The sequence below is a fragment of the Actinomadura parmotrematis genome (genome assembly GCF_019458805.1).
Taxonomy (GTDB): Bacteria; Actinomycetota; Actinomycetes; order Streptosporangiales; family Streptosporangiaceae; genus Spirillospora; species Spirillospora parmotrematis.
Genome location: NZ_JAIBOA010000004.1, coordinates 232,185 through 248,971, shown reverse-complemented (window position 1 = coordinate 248,971; position 16,787 = coordinate 232,185). Strand labels below are relative to the sequence as shown.

Sequence of the window (16,787 nt, the reverse complement as noted above, 5' to 3'; positions counted from 1 at the left end):
TCAGCCGATCGCCAGGAGCTTCCCCGCCGGCCCGAACCGGATCTGCACGCGACCGCACTCGCCGCCGGCCACCGCGAGCAGCACGTCGCGCAGGGCGCTCCCGGCGGCGCCGGAGCCGGCGGACGCGTCCCCCGTCCAACTCCGGCGGACGTGCCGGACGGAGGCGCCGCCCGCCCCGGCGGTGGTGACCTCGTACTCCACCGTTCCGGCCTTCGCGCCGGACGAGACGTAGGTGATCTTCTTCTCCTTCTCCAGGCCCGCCTCGCACTCCTCGTCCGTCGCCTCGCCCTTCTTGCCGGCGGCGTCCTCGTCGTCCTCGTCGTCGCCCAGCCCGACGGACACCGACCCGGCGTGCGCCCCCTCGGCCGACGCGGACTCGGCCCACGCGGACGCGGTGCTCCCGGCGGGCGCGGCGGGCGGGCTCGGGGCGGCCCTGCCGGGCGCGGCCGGGGCCTCCTTGGACGCGGGCCCCGGGGGCGTGGATCCGGTGGGCGGCGGCGCGGCGCCACCGCTGATGATCTTGACGGTGCCGCCGCCGCACTGGACGAGCAGGCTGACATGCTCGCCGCCGGCCTGCCCGGCCGACGCGGCCGGCGCGGCCGGCGCGGCCGGCGCGGATGGCGCGGCCGGCGCGCCGCCGTCCAGGGCGATGATCTGCGGCGCGTCCTGCCCGCAGGTCACCGCGGAGGCGTCCGCCGGGGACGCCTCCGCGGCGGGCGCGGCGGCGGTCGTCGCGGCCGCCGTGGCGGCCGCCGCCAGGGCGGTGATCAACTGGGTCCTCACGGTGCTCCTCCTCGGCGTCCACCACAGCGTTACTCCATGGATATCTTCCATCACCCTGCGTCACTACTGTCCCGATGGACAGGTGATCCTGCCCCTCGGCGATCTTCACCCCCTCCGCCCGCACCATCCGCCTTTCGCTAGGTTTGACCGGCTGTCGGATCGCGAGAGGGAGCTCCCATGACCCAGCCCGGCTGGTACGACGACCCGCACGGCGGCGGGGAGCTGCGCTGGTGGGACGGTTCCGCCTGGACCGGGCACACGCAGGCCAGGCCGCAGCAGCAGTCGCCCCCGCGGCAGCAGCGCGGCGCCGTCGTGGTGGACGAGCGGATCCAGGGCAGGCCGACCTACGCCGACGAGGCGACGGTGGCCTGCGAGGGCCGGTCGATCGAGCTGGCCCAGGTCGAGTGGGTGCGCTACTGGGTCACCGAGCACAAGCGGGTCGGGCCGCTCAGCTGGTCCAGCACCGTGCAGACCGACTACCACTTCGAGGTCGGCCGCTACCCGCTCATGAAGGCGCCGCTGGTGGCGCTGGCGTTCGCCAAGGGGTTCACCTCGCACGAGACGCAGGTGTACGAGCGGCTCGTCGACCTGTCGCGGCGCGTCGTCGAGCCGCGGCTCCTCGCCGAGACGGCCGCGCGCGTCGACGCGGGCGGCACGGCGGAGCTCGGCGCGGGGGTGCGGGTCGGCGCGGCGGGCGTGCAGGGCGGCGGCGTCGGCCTGGCGTGGGACGAGGTGGCCGGAACGTCGGTGGAGAACGGCTTCGTCTGGGTCTACAAGAAGGACGTGCGCAAGCCGGTCCTGAAGGTGCCGCTGCACAACCCGAACACGGTGCTCATCCCACCGGTCCTCGACCGCTACCGGCGCTGACTCTCAGAGCCAGCGGCCGAACGCCCGCTGGTACAGGCGCCGTGCGGCGAGCGTGGCGAGGACGTAGCCGGCGAGCGCCGCCGCCAGCAGCGGCAGCGCGGCGAGCGGCAGCGCCCGCAGCCCGAGCAGCCCGGCGAGCGGCGAGAACGGGACGAGCAGCCCGGTGAGGGCGAGCGCGGCGGCGGCAGCCACGACGGGCCACGGCGGGCGCGGCGCGCCCCGTCCGCGCCCGCGCAGGAGGAGCAGCGCGACGCCCATGGCGAGCAGGTTCTCCGCGAACCAGCCCGTATGGAACAGCGCCTGCCCGGCGACGTCGCCGTGCACGTGCAGCACGAGCCAGAACAGCCCGAACGCCGCGAGGTCGAACACCGCGCCGATCGGGCCGAAGCAGGCGACGAAACGGGCGAGGTCGCGGCGGTCGAAGGTGCGGGGGGCGGCGAGGTCCCCCTCGTCCACGCGGTCGCGCACGAGGGCGAGCTGCGCGACGTCGAAGCACATGTTCTGCACGAGCACCTGGAGCGGCAGCATCGGCAGGAACGGCAGCAGCGCTGCGGCGGCCAGCATGGACGCGACATTGCCGACGTTGGACGTCAGCGCGATCTTCAGGTAGCGGACGGTGCCGGCGAAGGTGCGCCGCCCCGTCCGGACCGCCTCGGCGAGGACCCGCAGGTCGCGGTGGGCGAGGACGACGCCGGCGGCCTCGCGGGCCGGTCCGGCGGCGCCGGTGACCGAGATCCCGACGTCGGCGGCGCGGAGCGCGGGGACGTCGTTGACGCCGTCGCCGAGGTAGCCGACGGTGCGGCCGGACGCGCGGAGCGCCCGCACGATCCGCGCCTTGCCGGCCGGCCCGACGCGCGCGAACGCGGCGCCGCCGGCGGCGAGCGCGGCGATCCGCGCGTCGTCCAGCGCGGCGAGCTCGCCGCCGTGCACGACGCGGGCGGCGGGCAGCCCGGCGTCGCGGCAGATGCGGCGGGCGACCAGGGGGTGGTCGCCGGTCACCATCACCGGCCGCACGCCGAGGCGCGCCAGGTCGGCGAGGGCGGGCGCGGCGACGGGCACGAGCCGGTCGCGGAACCCGACGAACCCGGCGAACCGCAGGTCGCGCTCGTCCGCGGCGGACAGGGCGCGGGCGAGGCGCCGCTCGGCGGTGGCGACGGCGAGCAGCCGGACGCCGCCCGCGGCCCACCGGTCGGCGAGCGCCGTCAGCCGGGCGCGCTCGGCGGCGTCCAGGGCGCAGCGCGCGAGGACGTCCTCGACGGCGCCCTTGGTGACGAGCAGGCGGCCGCCGAGCACGACGGTGGCGCGGCGGCGGGCGTAGTCGAACGGCAGCGCGGCGGTGCCCTCGGGACCGGTGGGATCGCCGTCCGCGCCCTCCAGCAGCGCGCCGTCGATGGCGTCGCCGACCAGGCGCCCCGACAGCTCGACCGACCAGTGCGCGTTCAGCCGGGCGAGGCGCAGCACCTCGGCGGACGGGCGGCCGCGCGCGTCCAGGTGGCAGTCCAGGGAGAGCCGCTCGGCGGTGAGCGTGCCGGTCTTGTCCAGGCAGAGGGTGTCCATGGCGCCGAGGTTGTGCACGGCGGGCAGCCGCCGGACGATCACCTGGCGGCGGGCGAGGCCCGCCGAGCCGCGCACCAGCAGGGCGGTGACGACGAGCGGCAGCATCTCCGGCGTCGCGGCGACCGCGACCGCGACGGCGAGCGGCAGGGCGCGGGCGAGGGCGCCCGGCCAGCCGCCCGGGGCGCCGTCCAGGCCGCCGGTGACGGCGAGCGCGGCGGGCGCCGCGGCGAGCATGACGGCGGCGAGCGCCCACGACAGGGACCGCACGCCCCGGTCGAAGGTGGTGGCGGGCGCGGCGCCGGGCAGGGCGCGGCCGGCCGCGCCGACGTAGGTGGCGGCGCCGGTCGCGAGGGCGACGGCGGTGCCGGTGCCGCCCGCGACGGTGGTGCCGGCGAAGCAGAGGCGCGGGTCGTCGAAGGGGTCGGCGGGGGCGTCGCGGTCGCCGGACGGGTCGGTCCAGGCGGCGTGCTTGCCCGCCGGGTGCGACTCGCCGGTGAGGACGGCCTGGTCGACGGTGAGGTCGGCCGACGCCAGCAGCCGCAGGTCGGCGGGGACGACGTCGCCGGGGTGCAGGACGACGAGGTCGCCGCGCACGACCTGCTCGGCGGGGACCTCGCGCGGCGTCGAGGGGCCGCCCGCCGCCGCCCGGCGCAGGACGGTCGCGGTACCGCCGGCAAGCGCGCGCAGCTCGGCGGCGGCGCGGCCCGTCCGGCGCTCCTGACCGAACCGCAGTGCTCCGCTGATAACGGCGAGCAGCCCGATCAGCGCCGCACCGCGCAGATCGCCGACGAGCGCCGACACCGCGCCGAGCGCGGCCAGGACCAGCACGAACGGCGCGGCGGCGGTTCCGGACAGGCGCCGCCTGCGGCGCGCCGGGGGCGGCGCCTCGGCGAGCTGCCGCCGCTCGGCCTCCGCCTCGTCCAGGCCGCGCGGCGAGGTCTCCCAGCGGCGCAGGAGCGCGAGCGGCGGCTGCGCCGCGTGCTCGGCGAGGTCGCCGGCGATCCCCTCAGGCGCCGAGACCACGGACGCGACCGCCGTCCCCGGCCTGCGCCTCGTCGTCGCCGCGCAGGTGCGCGACGGTCTGGCGGACCATCGCGGCGAGGTGCGGGTCGGCGACGGCGTAGAACTGGTGGCGTCCCTGTCGGCGCGCCCGCACGAGGCCGGCGAGCTTCAGCTTGGCCAGGTGCTGGCTGACCGCCGCGACGGTCCCGCCGACCCGCTCGGCGAGCGTGCCGACGTCCTGCTCCCCGTAGGCCAGCACCCACACGATGTGCAGGCGGGTGGTGGCGGCGAGCATCCCGAACCGCCCGGCCGCCTCCTGCAGCAGCGCCGGGGACAGCTCGACCTCGGCCCGCGCCTGCTCTTCATCGCCGGTCGTCATCGCGTGGGGGCTCCGTTTCCCGCAGGCTGAAACGCGTCGCGACCCAGTCTTCCACGCCCCCTGCCCCGCCCGAAGATCCCGAACGCGGCCCCGGCCCCCCTCCCCCGCCCATGACCCCCCGGTCACTCACCGTTGACTTGCGGCGTGTTGCCCTCCTGGATCGTTCCAAAGAGGCAACACGCCGCAAGTCAACGACAGGCGACCGGGTGGTCATTGGCCTGGGGGCGGGCGGGGTCAGCCGCGGGTGCGGTGGATGATGCGGTCGGCGGTCCGCTCGGCGCCGGCGATGCGGCGGCGGAGGCGGGTGCGCGTGCGGGGGCGCCGGTCGCGGGCGTGCTCGCCCGCGAGGGCCTGCGCCTCGTCCGACAGGCGCTGCGCGGCGACGGCGAGGTCGGCGTACAGGCGCCGCTCGGCGTCCTCGTCGGGCGCGGTGAGCGCGCCCCCGTACAGTTCCCGCACGCGGGCCAGCGCCGCGGCGGCCCGCAGCAGTCCCCGCTCCTCGCCGTGCTTCACGCCGTCGTCCGCCGCCCCGCCTCGCCCCGTCCGGACAGATCCCCGCCACCAGGGTCGCGTCCATTGCGCGCTCGCGCAAGTGTTCGGGCGGGCCGGGCTCAGCCCGCCCCGCCCTCGGCGAGCACGCGGTCGGCGATGCGGAAGGCGCTGTTGGCGGCCGGGACGCCGCAGTAGACGGCCGTCTGCAGCAGCACCTCCTTGATCTCCGCCGGGGTGAGGCCGTTGCGCAGCGCGCCGCGCACGTGCATCGCCAGCTCCTCCAGGTGCCCGCCCGCGACGAGCGCGGTCAGCGTGACGCAGCTGCGGGTCCGGCGGTCCAGGCCGGGCCGGTTCCAGATGCCGTCCCAGGCGTAGCGGGTGATGAAGTCCTGGAAGTCGGCGGTGAAGGCGCTGGTGGCGGCCTGCGCGCGGTCCACGTGGGCGTCGCCGAGGACGGCGCGGCGGGCCCGCTCGCCCGGCGCGGCGGAACCCCGACCCGTCAAGTGCGCGGCGAGCGCGGCGGTGACGGCGTCCGCGCGTTCCACGTTCGCCAGGTGCGCGGCGTGCGGGACGACCTGGAGGACGGCGCCCGCGATGCCCCCCGCCAGCGCGACGGCCTGGTCCAGCGGCGTCGCCTTGTCCTCAGCGCCCGCGACGACGAGGGCGGGCGCGGTGATGGCGGCGAGCTCGCCGGTCAGGTCCAGGCCGCCGAGCAGGTCGCAGCAGGCGGCGTAGGACCCGTCGTCCACGGCGGCGAGGCCGCGCGCGAACGGCGCCGGGTCGTAGGCGGGAGTGAACCAGCGGGCCGGGACGGTGTCGGCGAGCGCCGCCGTCCCCCGCGCGCGCACGAGGGCGGCCCGCTCGCGCCAGTTGGCCGGGTCGCCGAACTTGGCCGAGGTGCAGCAGAGCAGCAGGTGGGTGACGCGCCCGGGATGGCGGGCGGCGACGGCGGTCGCGACGGCGCCGCCGAGCGACACCCCGCCGACCGCGAACGTCCCGGTCCCGCCGAGCGCCTCGTCGGCTAGGGCGACGACGGCGTCCGCCAGGTCGCCGATGCCGAAGCCCTCGGCGGCCGGGGAGCCGCCGTGGCCGGGCAGGTCGTAGCGGAGCACCCGGTGCGCGGCGGTGAGCGCGGGGAACTGCGGCTCCCACAGGTCCAGGGACGTGCCGAGGGACGGGCCGAGGACGAGCAGCGGCGCGCCCGCCGGGCCGTCGATCCGGGAGTGCAGCTTCACAGGTCCTCCGCAAGGACGTCGTCGATCAGGGCGCCGGCCGCGCCGACGTCGCCGGACGCGGCGTGCTCGCGCATCCGGGCGGCGTCCACGGCGAGGCCGGCCAGCAGTTCGCGGCCGGTGGCGGCGGCGCCGCCGGCGAGGCGCAGGCAGTCGCGCAGCACGGCCCACTCGGCCTGCCAGGCGCCGGTGGCACGCTCGAGCTCGCCGAGCGGCGCGGCGAGCAGCACCGAGGCGAGCGCGGGCGCCTGGAGGGCGGCGGCGCGGACCAGGATCGCGCGCGCCGGGTTGCGCTTGTGCGGCATCGCCGAGGACGCGCCGCCGGACGCCTCGGCCACCTCGCCGACCTCGGTCTGGGCGAGCAGCACCACATCGGTGGCGATCTTGCCGAGGGCGCCGGTGACGCCGGCGAGCGCGCCGCCGAGCCCGGCGACCGGGGTCCGCTCGGCGTGCCAGGGGACGAGCGGCCGGTCCAGGCCGGCCTCCCCGGCGAACAGCGCGGCCAGCTCAGGCGGTCCGAGCGCGGCGAGCGTCCCGGCCGCGCCGCCGAGCTGCGCGGGCAGCTCGGCGTCGGCGAGGCGCCGGGCGGCGCGGCGGACGCCGGTCAGCCACGTCGCCGCCTTCAGCCCGAACGTCGTCGGCACCGCCCGCTGGCCGAGGGTGCGGGCCGTCATGACGGTGTCGCGGTGCTCGCGCGCGAGGTCCGCGAGGCGGGACGCGACGGCGGCGAGGTCGTCCAGGATCAGCGCGCGGGCGTCGCGGGCGACGAGCATCGCCGCGGTGTCCAGGACGTCCTGGCTGGTGGCGCCCTGGTGGACGTGCTGCGCGGCGTCCGGCGCGACCGCGCGGACGGCGTCCTTGAGCGCCCGCACCAGCGGCAGCACCGGGTTGGAGGTGTCGCGGGCCTCCTCCGCCAAGACGACCGGGTCGGGCGCGATGGCGGCGGCCGCCGCGCCGATAGCGCGCGCGGCCTCGTCCGGGACCGTTCCGAACCGCGCCTGCGCGCGCGCGAGCGCCGCCTCGGCGTCCAGCATCGCCCGTACCCAGGCGGCGTCGCCCGTTACTACGGCGGCCCGGGTGCCCGCCCAGACGGGCGCGAGCAGCCCGGAGCCGTCCGCGCTGCTGTGTGCGGGGGCCATCAGCCTCCCGTCCCGTAGTCGAAGAACACCGTCTCCCCCTCCCCCTGGAGCCGCACGTCGAACTCCAGGGTGGCATCGCCGGTCCAGGTGGCGCGCAGGGTGGCGCCCCGCCCGTCGGGGATCGCGGCCAGGAACGGGTCGTCGGCCAGGTAGGCGCGGGTCGCGACGGGCTTCAGCAGGCCGCGCGCGAACACCAGCACCGGCACGTACGGCCCGGCGGGCGGGACGAACCGCAGCCGGTAGGCGCCCGCGGGCGCCGTGCTGCACCGCGCGAAGCCCGACCCCTCGGGGCCGCGGGCGCGGACGCCGCCGGGGCGGCCCGTCCATATCTCCACGACCGCGTCGGGCACGGGGGCGCCCGCGCCGTCGAGGACGCGGCCGGTCATCCGCACCGCGCCGGGCGTGCCCTCGGGGACGGCCTCCCAGTCGCCGGCGTAGGGCAGGCCGAGGGAGTAGTAGGGGCCGACGGTCTGCGAGGGGGTCGGCGGCAGCGCGCTCACGCGTCCTCCACGGGGGTGCGGCCGAGCACGATGTCGAACCGGAAGCCGAGCGCCCACTCGGGCACGGTCGTGTCCCAGTCGAACGCCGAGACCATCCGCGCGCGGGCGGCCTCGTCGCGCACCGACTGCATGATCGGGTCGAACGGGAACAGCGGGTCGCCCGGGAAGTACATCTGGGTGACCAGGCGCTGGGTGAACGCCGTCCCGAACACTGAGAAGTGCAGGTGGGCGGGCCGCCAGGCGTTGTGGTGGTTGCGCCAGGGGTAGGGGCCGGGCTTGATCGTGACGAACCGGTACTCGCCGGCGTCGTCGGTGAGGGCGCGGCCGGCGCCGGAGAAGTTCGGGTCGATCGGCGCCGGGTGGACGTCGCCGGGGTGGTCGTAGCGGCCGGCGGCGTTGGCCTGCCACAGCTCGACCAGGGTGTTGCGGACGGGCCGCCCGGCGGCGTCCAGGACGCGCCCGGTCACCACGATGCGCTCGCCGATCGGGTCGCCGTTGCGGCCGGTGGTGAGGTCGGCGTCGCCGGGCGTCACCTCGCCCTCGCCGAAGACCGGGCCGGTCAGCTCCATCGCCTCGGGGTCGGCGGGGAACTCCAGCAGCCCGCGCGAGGGGGCGCGGAGGACGGTGCTGGCGTAGTCGGGCGACAGGTACAGGGGGTGGGCGGCGGGTTCGGTGATGCTCATGCCTCGTCTCCGTAGGGAAGGCCGACGTAGTTCTCGGCCAGCGTCGTCGCGGCGGCCCGCGAGGAGGTGACGTAGTCCAGGTGGGACAGCTGGAGGCGCTGCGCGTAGGGGTCCTCGTCGAAGGTGTGCAGCAGCGTGGTCATCCACCAGGAGAAGTGCTGGGCCCGCCAGACCCGCTCCAGGCAGGTGGCGGAGTAGGCGTCCAGGCCCCCGGTCGCGCCCGTGGCGTACCAGTCGGCGATCGCGGCCGTCAGCACCCGCACGTCGGCGACGGCGAGGTTCAGGCCCTTGGCGCCGGTCGGCGGGACGATGTGCGCGGCGTCGCCGGCGAGGAACAGCCGGCCGTGGCGCATCGGCTCGGCGACGTAGCCGCGCAGCGGGGTGATGCTCTTCTCGAACACCGGGCCGGTGGCGAGGGTGAAGCCGGGGACGGTCTCCAGGCGGGCCTTCAGCTCGGCCCAGATGCGCTCGTCCGGCCACTCCTCGACGCGGTCGCCGGAGGGGACCTGGAGGTAGAAGCGGCTGACGGTCGGCGAACGCATGCTGTGCAGCGCGAAGCCCCGCCCGGTCCGCGCGTAGATCAGCTCGTCGGCGGAGGGCGCGACCTCGGCGAGCACGCCGAGCCAGGAGAAGGGGTACACCCGCTCGTACTCGGTGATCATCCCGTCCGGGAAGGACGCCCGCGACACGCCGTGGAACCCGTCGCAGCCCGCGATGAAGTCGCAGTCGATCCGCTCGCCGTCCACCACGAGGTGCGGCGCGTCCGAGTCGGCGCCGTGGACGGTCACCTCGCCGACGTCGAAGCGGACGTCGCCGCCGGCGGCGAGGCGGGCGGCGATGAGGTCCTTGACGACCTCCTGCTGCCCGTAGACGGTGATCTCCCGGCCGGGGACCAGGTCCTCGAAGGCGATGCGGTGCCCGGCGCCGCCGTAGCGCAGCTCGATGCCGCGGTGCGGCAGGCCCTCGCGGATCAGCCGCTCGCCGACGCCGGCGGCGACGAGGGTGTCCACCGTGCCCTGCTCCAGGACGCCCGCCCGCACCCGCTTCTCCACGTACGCGCGGCTGCGGACCTCCACGACGACCGACGCGACGCCCCGCTCGGCCAGCAGGTGCGACAGCAGCAGCCCCGCAGGTCCCGCGCCGATGATGGCGACCTGTGTTCTCATACCGCCAGCATCCCGGCGGACCGGAACGCGGCCTAGACTTGCCTTCCACTGAGTGGAAAGACGGGGAGGAACGGCGATGTCAGGCGGGTCGCGGGAGCCGGGCCGGTCGGTCGCGTCGCGGGTGGCGGCGCTCCTCGCGGCGTTCGACGCCGCCCACCCCCGCCTCACCCTCGCCGAGCTCGCCGCGCGCGGCGGGCAGGCGCCGAGCACCGCGCACCGCCTCGCCGCCGAGCTCGTCGAGGCGGGCCTGCTCGGCCGCACCCCCGACGGCCGCTTCCACGTCGGCCGCCGCCTCTGGGAGATCGGGCAGCTCCTGCCGAGCCCCCTCCAGGAGGCCGCGCACCCCTGGATGCAGGACCTGCACGCCGCGACCGGCGAGAACGTCCACCTCGCCGTCCGCGACGGCGACGAGGTCATCTACCTGGACAAGGTGTACGGGCGGCGCTCGGTGCCGATCGTGTCGCAGACCGGCGGGCGGCTGCCGCTGCACCCGACCGGCGTCGGCCGCGTCCTGCTGGCGTTCCAGCCGCCGGCGTTCGTCGCCGCCTACCTGGCCCGCCCGCTCGCCCGCCCCACCCCGCACACGATCGTCGAGCCGGGGCGGCTCGCCCGCGAGCTCGCCCGCATCCGCGAGCGCGGCTACGCCCGCACCAGCGAGGAGATGACGCTCGGCTCCTGCTCGCTCGCCGCGCCGGTCCTGGTGGACGGCGCGCCGGTCGCGGCCGTCGGGATCGTCGCCGCCACCCACGCCGCCCGCACCCTGCACCGCGCCGTCGAGCCGCTGCTCCGCACCGCCGCCGGGATCGCCGCCGCCTACCGGGACGCCGGCCACGGGGACGCCGGCCACGGGGACGCCGCGCCCGGTCCCGGTGGATTTGACCCCCCGCATACCCGATCGCGACGGTAGCGGGAGCCGCCCCCGGGCAGTTGATCATCGTGTTCGTACTGGCAGTGATTCTCTCGCTCGTGACCGCCGCGGTGTTCGCCGCCGCCGGTCTCGCCAAGGTCCAGGGCGCCAAGCAGATGAGGGACGCCGCGGCGCACCTCGGCATCCCGTGGGACAACTACCGGCTCATCGGCGTGGCGGAGCTCGTCGCCGCGGCCGCGCTCGTCATCGGCATCTGGCTCGGCTGGCTCGGCGTGCTCGCCGCGCTCTGCCTCACCCTCCTCATGATCGGCGCGCTGGTGCTGCACAACCGCGCGCACGACACCGTCCAGGCGATGGCGCCCGCCATCGGCGTCGGCGTCCTCGCCCTCGTCACCCTGCTCGTGCGCATCGCGGCCTGACCGCCGGGGCGGGCGGGAATCGGGACGGCCGGCGGGGCGTTCCGCCTTCGGGGCGGGACCTCCGCCGCCGATCCCCGACCGATGGGCTGCGCATGTCCGACCCGTTCTCCGTCCCCGTCACCGTCCGCGGCTACGAGCTGGACTCGCTCGGCCACCTGAACCAGGCCGTCTACCTGCAGTACGCCGAGCACGCCCGGTGGCTGTTCCTGGAGGCGGCCGGCCTGGCGCTGGACCGGCTGTCCGCGGCGGGCGTCGGCCCGGTCGTCCTGGAGACGACCATCCGCTACCTGCGGGAGCTGCGCGCCGGCGACGAGGTCTCGGTGAGCTGCGCGTTCTCCTACGGCGGCGGCAAGGTCTTCACGATCGCCCAGCAGATCGCCAAGGCGGACGGCACCGTCGCGGCCGACCTGACGATGGTCGGCGGCGTCCTGGACCTCAAGGAGCGGCGGCTCGTCCCCGACCCGGGCGCGCGGTTCGCCTCGCTCGCCACCGATCCTTCCCTGCTCGGCCTCTAGCGCGGGCCCGGCGGCAAAAATGATCGTAAGCTGAAGGTCATGTCCGACAGTCGGCCGCCCTGCCAGTGCGTGCTCTGCCACGATTATGGCGACCGTGACCGGATGGACAACTTCCTGCTGCGCACGATCGTGCACATCACCCAGTACGGGTGGAGCGTGGTGCTCGTGCCCGGCGAGAACGACGGCCCGGGATGGGCGTACACGCTCGGCCTGTGGCACAGCCACCGCGTGCCCGAGCTCGCCATGTTCGGGCGGGACGTGTACGAGACCGAGGAGATCCTCAACGGCCTCGGCCGGGCCGCGGCCGCCGGCTGGCGGCCCGCCGACGGCGACCGCCGCGACGACGTCGTCCGCGGCCAGGCCGCGGCCTTCCGCGCCGCCGACCCGCGCTGGTACCGGGCGCTGTTCCGGGGCGTCGTCGACTTCTACCGGGTGCCGCCGCTGCCCGTCATGCAGGTCGTCTGGCCCGACGAGGACGACCTGTTCCCCTGGCAGCCCGGCACCGAGCTGGAGTTCCGCCACTCGCAGCCGTGGCTCTGGCTGCACCCGCGCCGGCACCCGGCGGGCCGCTGGACGCGCCACCTCTGACGGCGGCCCCGCCGTCCTCCGCACGGATAGGGTCGCGCTGGTGTTCGGACCGATCGCCGCCCCCGTGCGGACGCAGCGGCTGCTGCTGGAGCCCCTCGCCGTCCACCACGCCGACGAGCTCGCGCCGGTCCTGGACGACGTGCGCCTGCACGTCTACATCGGCGGCGCCCCGCTGTCCTTGGACGAGCTGCGCGCGCGCTACGCCGCGCTCGCCGCGGGCCCCGCGCCCTTCCACCAGGAGGGCTGGCTGAACTGGGCGATCCGGCGCCGCCGCGACGGCCAGGCCGTCGGGACCGTGCAGGCCACCGTCACGCCGGGCCCGGACGGGCCGTCCGCCGCGCTCGCCTGGGTCGTCGCGATGCCCTACCAGGGCTTCGGGTTCGCGACCGAGGCCGCCACGGCCGCCGCGTCCTGGCTGCGCGCGCGCGGCGTCACCGGCCTGACCGCCCGCATCCACCCCGGCAACGCCGCCTCGGCGGCCGTCGCCGCCCGCATCGGGCTGCGCGCCACCACCGACACGTCCGGCGGCGAGACCGTCTGGAGGGACCGATGATCGAGCAGAGCCTGCACGAGGCGCTGACCGCGCCCCTGGACGCGCTGGTGGACGGGGCGCGCCGCCGCACCTTCCCCGCCGGCCTGGTGGACGGCTGGGACCTGCCCGCCGCCGACCGCGACGCGCTGCGCCGCTTCGGCCTCCCCACCGACCTGCCGATGCGCCCGATGCCCCAGCCCGGCCGCGAGCCCGTCCTCGCGCCCAACCTCGCCGGCCCGCAGGAGCGCGGCCTGGCCGCCGACGGCGAGCGCCTCTACGACCTCGGCGCCTGGAGCGACCAGGACGGCGCGCCCCGCATCGGCGCGGTCGCCGGCACCGGCCGCGTCCTCGCCCTGCGCGAGCGCCCGCTGACCGCCGCCGACCTGCACCCGACGCTCCGCGGCATCTACCGCGACCTGTACCGGCCGGCCGTCGCCTACCTCAACACCTCCGTCGCCCGCTTCGTGGAGATCGCCTGGCGCTGGCGCGCCGCCGCCGAGCTCCGGCGCCGCCTGGAGGAGCCGCCCTTCCCCGGCACCCACGCCCAGCTCGTCGAGCGCCTCGGCAGCGCCGACCGGGCCGCGGAGGTCCTGCGCGCCTGGGAGGAGGCGTGCGACGCCCACCTGGACCTCGTGGACGCCTGCGGCAAGCGCACCCTGGCCGCCGTCCGCGCCGTCGACCCCACCCAGGGCCCCGGCGGCGCCGAATCCCTCTGGCTCGAACTCCTCCTCGCCCCGGTGTGACCGCACACGGCCAAGGAATGCCCCGCAAAGGCTCTATTTCACGATAACTACCCGCCGAACGCCTTCCACAGAACACGCGCGGACCTGGGATAATCGAAGCGCGGCGGGACTCCGCGAAAGCACCGAGTCTCGCCGCGCCATTCTTCAATGGCCTTTATGACCGAAATGTCGTTGCGCTGGCAACCGGGGACCGCTACCCCGCACGCAGGCACAACAACACCGCCCGACCGGCCTGGCGGCCGGTCGGGCGGTGCGGAGAAAGCTGTGCCCCGGGCGGCTTGAATCAGAGGCGGACCCGGGGCTTACACATCAACAGTAGCACAGGCGAGCCCTCCCCTCTCCCCCTCGATATGGAGTTCCCATGATTCCCCCCGGAACCGAGCCCGTCCGCAGCGAGAGCTCTCCCGAATGCCCGTGGAAAGTGCTGTCGTCGCCCCGCTTCGGTACGTACCGCCAAGCGGTCGGCGGGGACGCCGAAGCGGCGGGCCGGCTCTACCTGTGGAACGTGGAGATCTCCGGCGCCTTCTACCCCCTGCTGCACCTTCTGGAGATCTCTTCTCGCAACGCGCTGAACGAGCGGTTGTGCGCGCGTTACACCCGCCGTGACTGGTGGACGGTCGCCCCGCTCAGCGAGGAGGGGCACCGCCTGGTCGGCGCCGCCGTCGGCAAGGCCCGCCGGAAGATCACACGTGAGGGACGGCGGTCGCACACCGCAGACGACGTGGTGGCCGAGCTGTCCTTCGGATTCTGGGTCTCGCTGCTCAGCACCCGGTCCGACCGCGCGTTCTGGGTGCCCTCCCTGCACCGGGCCTTTCCCGGATACTCGGGCCGGCGGGCCCCGCTGCACAGCGACTTCATGCGGATGCTCGTGCTGCGCAACCGCGTCATGCACCACGAGCCCATCCACCACCGCAACCTCACCCGCGACCACGGGGTCCTGCACGAACTGCTCGGCCGCCTGTCGCAGCCCCTGGCCGTCCAGTGCCGCGAGTTCGACCGCGTCCCGCGGATCCTCGCCAGGCGCGCAGGCGTCGTCAGGGGCGAGGTCCCGCCGGGCTTCTGAGGGGGCGGGTCCGGGGACATTGCCGTGCGGTGACGGTCATCTAGGGCAAAGGTGGCATAACCTCCGATGCCGGGTTGCGGCCCGCGCCCGGGGAACGGGTAGGCCACAATCGACACGGTCGACCGCCCCGAGAGCAAGGAGTCGTGGACGATGCCGGAGGTCTGGCCCGGCACGCCGTACCCGCTGGGTGCGACGTGGGACGGCACGGGAACCAATTTCGCGCTGTTCTCCGAGGTCGCGCACCGCGTCGAGCTGTGCCTGTTCGACGCGGCCGGGCGGGAGTCACGGCACGACCTGTCGGAGGTGGACGGGCACGTGTGGCACGGCTACCTGCCCGGCGTCGTCCCCGGGCAGCGCTACGCCTACCGCGTCCACGGCCCGTACGCGCCGACGCGGGGCGCGCGCTGCAACCCGTCCAAGCTGCTGCTCGACCCCTACGGCAAGGCCGTGGCGGGCGAGGTGCGCTGGCACGAGTCGCTGTTCTCCTACCGCTTCGCCGACCCCGACGAGCCGAACGTCGACGACAGCGCCGCGTACATGCCGAAGAACGTCGTCATCAACCCGTTCTTCGACTGGGGCGCCGACCGGCCGCCGCGCATCCCCTACCACGAGACCGTCATCTACGAGGCGCACGTCAAGGGCCTGACGGCGCTGCACCCGGCGATCCCCGAGGAGCAGCGCGGCACCTACGCCGCGCTCGCCCACCCGGTGATGATCGACCACTTCCGCGACCTCGGCGTCACCGCCGTCGAGCTGATGCCGGTGCACCAGTCGGTGCCCGAGCACGCGCTCGTCGCGCGCGGGCTGGGCAACTACTGGGGCTACAACACGATCGGGTTCCTCGCCCCGCACAACGCCTACAGCTCCTCCGGCGAGCACGGCGAGCAGGTGCTGGAGTTCAAGGCGATGGTCCGCGCGCTGCACGCGGCGGGCATCGAGGTCATCCTCGACGTCGTCTACAACCACACCGCCGAGGGCGACAGCCTCGGCCCGACGCTGTCGTTCCGCGGCATCGACAACGCCGCCTACTACCGGCTCCGCGACGACGACAAGCGCTACCACCTGGACTACACCGGCTGCGGCAACTCGCTGAACGTCCGCAGCCCGCACGCGCTGCAGCTCATCATGGACTCGCTGCGGTACTGGATCCTGGAGATGCACGTCGACGGGTTCCGCTTCGACCTCGCCTCCGCGCTCGCCCGCGAGCTGCACGACGTCGACCGGCTCGCCGCGTTCTTCGACCTCGTCCAGCAGGACCCGGTCGTGTCGCAGGTCAAGCTGATCGCCGAGCCGTGGGACGTCGGCGAGGGCGGCTACCAGGTGGGCGGCTTCCCGCCGCTGTGGACCGAGTGGAACGGCAAGTACCGCGACACCGTCCGCGACTTCTGGCGCGGCTCCTACGCGACGCTGCCGGAGTTCGCCTCCCGCCTCACCGGCTCCTCGGACCTGTACGAGCACAGCGCGCGGCGCCCGTTCGCGTCCATCAACTTCGTCACCTGCCACGACGGGTTCCCGCTCGCCGACCTGGTGTCCTACAACACCAAGCACAACGCGGCCAACGGCGAGGACAACCGCGACGGCACCGACGACAACCGCTCGTGGAACTGCGGCGTGGAGGGCCCGACGTCCGACCCGGCGATCCTGGACCTGCGCGCCCGCCAGCGCCGCAACTTCCTCGCGACGCTGTTCCTGTCGCAGGGCGTCCCGATGCTGTCGCACGGCGACGAGTTCGGCCGGACGCAGGGCGGCAACAACAACGCCTACTGCCAGGACAACGCGACGTCGTGGGTGCGCTGGGACGACACCGGCGACCTGGCGTTCATCCGCACCCTGACGGCGTTCCGCAAGGAACACCCGGTGTTCCGGCGGCGCCGCTTCTTCAGCGGCGCGAGCAACGGCGCGGGCGGCCTCGCCGACATCGCCTGGCTCACCCCCGCCGGCGAGGTCATGTCCGACGACGACTGGCACGCCGGCTACGCCAAGTGCATCGGCGCCTTCCTGAACGGCGACGCCATCACCGAGCCCGACCCGCGCGGCCGCCCCGTCCGCGACGACTCCTTCCTGCTCCTCGCCAACGCCGGCGCCGACCCGCTCGCCTTCACCCTGCCGGGCCCCGAGTACGGCGAGCGCTGGGAGTACGCCCTCGACACCGCCGAGCCCGGCACCATCGGCGAGCGCCCCCGCCTGAAGGCCCTCGACCAGGTCGACCTCGTCGACCGCTCGCTGCTGGTCCTCCGCCGCATCTCCTGAGCGGCGCCG

Annotated in this window: 18 protein-coding genes; 9 read left to right on the top strand and 9 right to left on the bottom strand. The window is 75.5% G+C overall.

The window, feature by feature from the left end; all coding sequences use genetic code 11:
* Complete coding sequence (locus K1Y72_RS08565; RefSeq protein ID WP_220164916.1) at positions 1–783, bottom strand: hypothetical protein; 783 nt, start codon at positions 781–783, stop codon at positions 1–3.
* Between the two features lie 177 nt (positions 784–960).
* Between K1Y72_RS08565 and K1Y72_RS08560 the strand changes: the two genes are divergently transcribed.
* Positions 961–1,650, top strand: a complete 690-nt coding sequence (locus tag K1Y72_RS08560; protein WP_220164915.1) for a DUF2510 domain-containing protein — start codon at positions 961–963, stop codon at positions 1,648–1,650.
* 3 nt (positions 1,651–1,653) lie between these two features.
* Here K1Y72_RS08560 and mgtA read toward each other — a convergent pair whose 3' ends face one another.
* The 8 genes from mgtA to pobA form a co-directional block, all read right to left on the bottom strand.
* Positions 1,654–4,230 (bottom strand): magnesium-translocating P-type ATPase, encoded by a 2,577-nt coding sequence (mgtA, locus tag K1Y72_RS08555; RefSeq protein WP_220164914.1) that lies wholly within the window; start codon positions 4,228–4,230, stop codon positions 1,654–1,656.
* Positions 4,214–4,588 carry an ArsR/SmtB family transcription factor gene (locus K1Y72_RS08550; RefSeq protein WP_258572110.1) on the bottom strand — a complete coding sequence of 125 codons (375 nt, stop codon included), beginning with the start codon at positions 4,586–4,588 and terminating at the stop codon, positions 4,214–4,216. The genes mgtA and K1Y72_RS08550 overlap by 17 nt, the downstream gene beginning before the upstream one ends.
* Positions 4,589–4,822: 234 nt before the next feature.
* Positions 4,823–5,101, bottom strand: a complete 279-nt coding sequence (locus K1Y72_RS08545; protein WP_220164913.1) for a hypothetical protein — start codon at positions 5,099–5,101, stop codon at positions 4,823–4,825.
* A 98-nt stretch (positions 5,102–5,199) separates the two neighbouring features.
* On the bottom strand, positions 5,200–6,315 hold the full coding sequence (pcaDC, locus tag K1Y72_RS08540) for a bifunctional 3-oxoadipate enol-lactonase/4-carboxymuconolactone decarboxylase PcaDC (protein WP_220164912.1): 1,116 nt from the start codon (positions 6,313–6,315) through the stop codon (positions 5,200–5,202).
* Positions 6,312–7,451, bottom strand: a complete 1,140-nt coding sequence (gene pcaB, locus K1Y72_RS08535; RefSeq protein WP_220164911.1) for a 3-carboxy-cis,cis-muconate cycloisomerase — start codon at positions 7,449–7,451, stop codon at positions 6,312–6,314. The genes pcaDC and pcaB overlap by 4 nt, the downstream gene beginning before the upstream one ends.
* On the bottom strand, positions 7,451–7,951 hold the full coding sequence (locus tag K1Y72_RS08530; RefSeq protein WP_220164910.1) for a peptidase associated/transthyretin-like domain-containing protein: 501 nt from the start codon (positions 7,949–7,951) through the stop codon (positions 7,451–7,453). The genes pcaB and K1Y72_RS08530 overlap by 1 nt, the downstream gene beginning before the upstream one ends.
* The gene (pcaH, locus tag K1Y72_RS08525) at positions 7,948–8,634 is read right to left on the bottom strand and encodes a protocatechuate 3,4-dioxygenase subunit beta (protein WP_220164908.1); all 687 of its coding nucleotides are present in this window, start codon (positions 8,632–8,634) and stop codon (positions 7,948–7,950) included. The genes K1Y72_RS08530 and pcaH overlap by 4 nt, the downstream gene beginning before the upstream one ends.
* Complete coding sequence (pobA, locus tag K1Y72_RS08520; protein ID WP_220164906.1) at positions 8,631–9,800, bottom strand: 4-hydroxybenzoate 3-monooxygenase; 1,170 nt, start codon at positions 9,798–9,800, stop codon at positions 8,631–8,633. Before pobA ends, pcaH begins: the two co-directional genes overlap by 4 nt.
* 76 nt (positions 9,801–9,876) lie before the next feature.
* Here pobA and K1Y72_RS08515 point away from each other — a divergent pair, with 76 nt between their 5' ends.
* From K1Y72_RS08515 to glgX, 8 genes are all read left to right on the top strand, one after another.
* Positions 9,877–10,707 (top strand): IclR family transcriptional regulator, encoded by an 831-nt coding sequence (locus K1Y72_RS08515; protein WP_220164904.1) that lies wholly within the window; start codon positions 9,877–9,879, stop codon positions 10,705–10,707.
* A gap of 29 nt (positions 10,708–10,736) precedes the next feature.
* Complete coding sequence (locus K1Y72_RS08510) at positions 10,737–11,087, top strand: DoxX family protein (protein WP_220164902.1); 351 nt, start codon at positions 10,737–10,739, stop codon at positions 11,085–11,087.
* A 92-nt stretch (positions 11,088–11,179) separates the two neighbouring features.
* Positions 11,180–11,602 carry an acyl-CoA thioesterase gene (locus tag K1Y72_RS08505; RefSeq protein ID WP_220164900.1) on the top strand — a complete coding sequence of 141 codons (423 nt, stop codon included), beginning with the start codon at positions 11,180–11,182 and terminating at the stop codon, positions 11,600–11,602.
* Between the two features lie 39 nt (positions 11,603–11,641).
* Positions 11,642–12,190 (top strand): DUF4262 domain-containing protein, encoded by a 549-nt coding sequence (locus tag K1Y72_RS08500; RefSeq protein ID WP_220164898.1) that lies wholly within the window; start codon positions 11,642–11,644, stop codon positions 12,188–12,190.
* Between the two features lie 40 nt (positions 12,191–12,230).
* Positions 12,231–12,743: a GNAT family N-acetyltransferase gene (locus tag K1Y72_RS08495; RefSeq protein ID WP_220164896.1), complete on the top strand. Its 513-nt coding sequence runs from the start codon at positions 12,231–12,233 to the stop codon at positions 12,741–12,743.
* Positions 12,740–13,465 (top strand): SUKH-4 family immunity protein, encoded by a 726-nt coding sequence (locus tag K1Y72_RS08490; RefSeq protein ID WP_220164894.1) that lies wholly within the window; start codon positions 12,740–12,742, stop codon positions 13,463–13,465. Before K1Y72_RS08495 ends, K1Y72_RS08490 begins: the two co-directional genes overlap by 4 nt.
* A 361-nt stretch (positions 13,466–13,826) precedes the next feature.
* Positions 13,827–14,528, top strand: a complete 702-nt coding sequence (locus tag K1Y72_RS08485) for a hypothetical protein (protein ID WP_258572108.1) — start codon at positions 13,827–13,829, stop codon at positions 14,526–14,528.
* 150 nt (positions 14,529–14,678) lie between these two features.
* Complete coding sequence (glgX, locus tag K1Y72_RS08480) at positions 14,679–16,778, top strand: glycogen debranching protein GlgX (protein ID WP_220164892.1); 2,100 nt, start codon at positions 14,679–14,681, stop codon at positions 16,776–16,778.
* The last annotated feature ends 9 nt before the right edge of the window (positions 16,779–16,787 follow it).

What these genes read in the sequence shown, in the direction of transcription:
- K1Y72_RS08560 (WP_220164915.1), top strand. Translation starts at nt 961, where the DNA reads ATGACCCAGCCCGGCTGGTACGACGACCCGCACGGCGGCGGGGAGCTG.
- K1Y72_RS08550 (WP_258572110.1), bottom strand. Translation starts at nt 4,588, where the DNA reads ATGACGACCGGCGATGAAGAGCAGGCGCGGGCCGAGGTCGAGCTGTCC.
- pcaB (WP_220164911.1), bottom strand. Translation starts at nt 7,451, where the DNA reads ATGGCCCCCGCACACAGCAGCGCGGACGGCTCCGGGCTGCTCGCGCCC.
- pcaH (WP_220164908.1), bottom strand. Translation starts at nt 8,634, where the DNA reads ATGAGCATCACCGAACCCGCCGCCCACCCCCTGTACCTGTCGCCCGAC.
- pobA (WP_220164906.1), bottom strand. Translation starts at nt 9,800, where the DNA reads ATGAGAACACAGGTCGCCATCATCGGCGCGGGACCTGCGGGGCTGCTG.
- K1Y72_RS08515 (WP_220164904.1), top strand. Translation starts at nt 9,877, where the DNA reads ATGTCAGGCGGGTCGCGGGAGCCGGGCCGGTCGGTCGCGTCGCGGGTG.
- K1Y72_RS08505 (WP_220164900.1), top strand. Translation starts at nt 11,180, where the DNA reads ATGTCCGACCCGTTCTCCGTCCCCGTCACCGTCCGCGGCTACGAGCTG.
- K1Y72_RS08500 (WP_220164898.1), top strand. Translation starts at nt 11,642, where the DNA reads ATGTCCGACAGTCGGCCGCCCTGCCAGTGCGTGCTCTGCCACGATTAT.
- K1Y72_RS08490 (WP_220164894.1), top strand. Translation starts at nt 12,740, where the DNA reads ATGATCGAGCAGAGCCTGCACGAGGCGCTGACCGCGCCCCTGGACGCG.
- K1Y72_RS08485 (WP_258572108.1), top strand. Translation starts at nt 13,827, where the DNA reads ATGATTCCCCCCGGAACCGAGCCCGTCCGCAGCGAGAGCTCTCCCGAA.
- glgX (WP_220164892.1), top strand. Translation starts at nt 14,679, where the DNA reads ATGCCGGAGGTCTGGCCCGGCACGCCGTACCCGCTGGGTGCGACGTGG.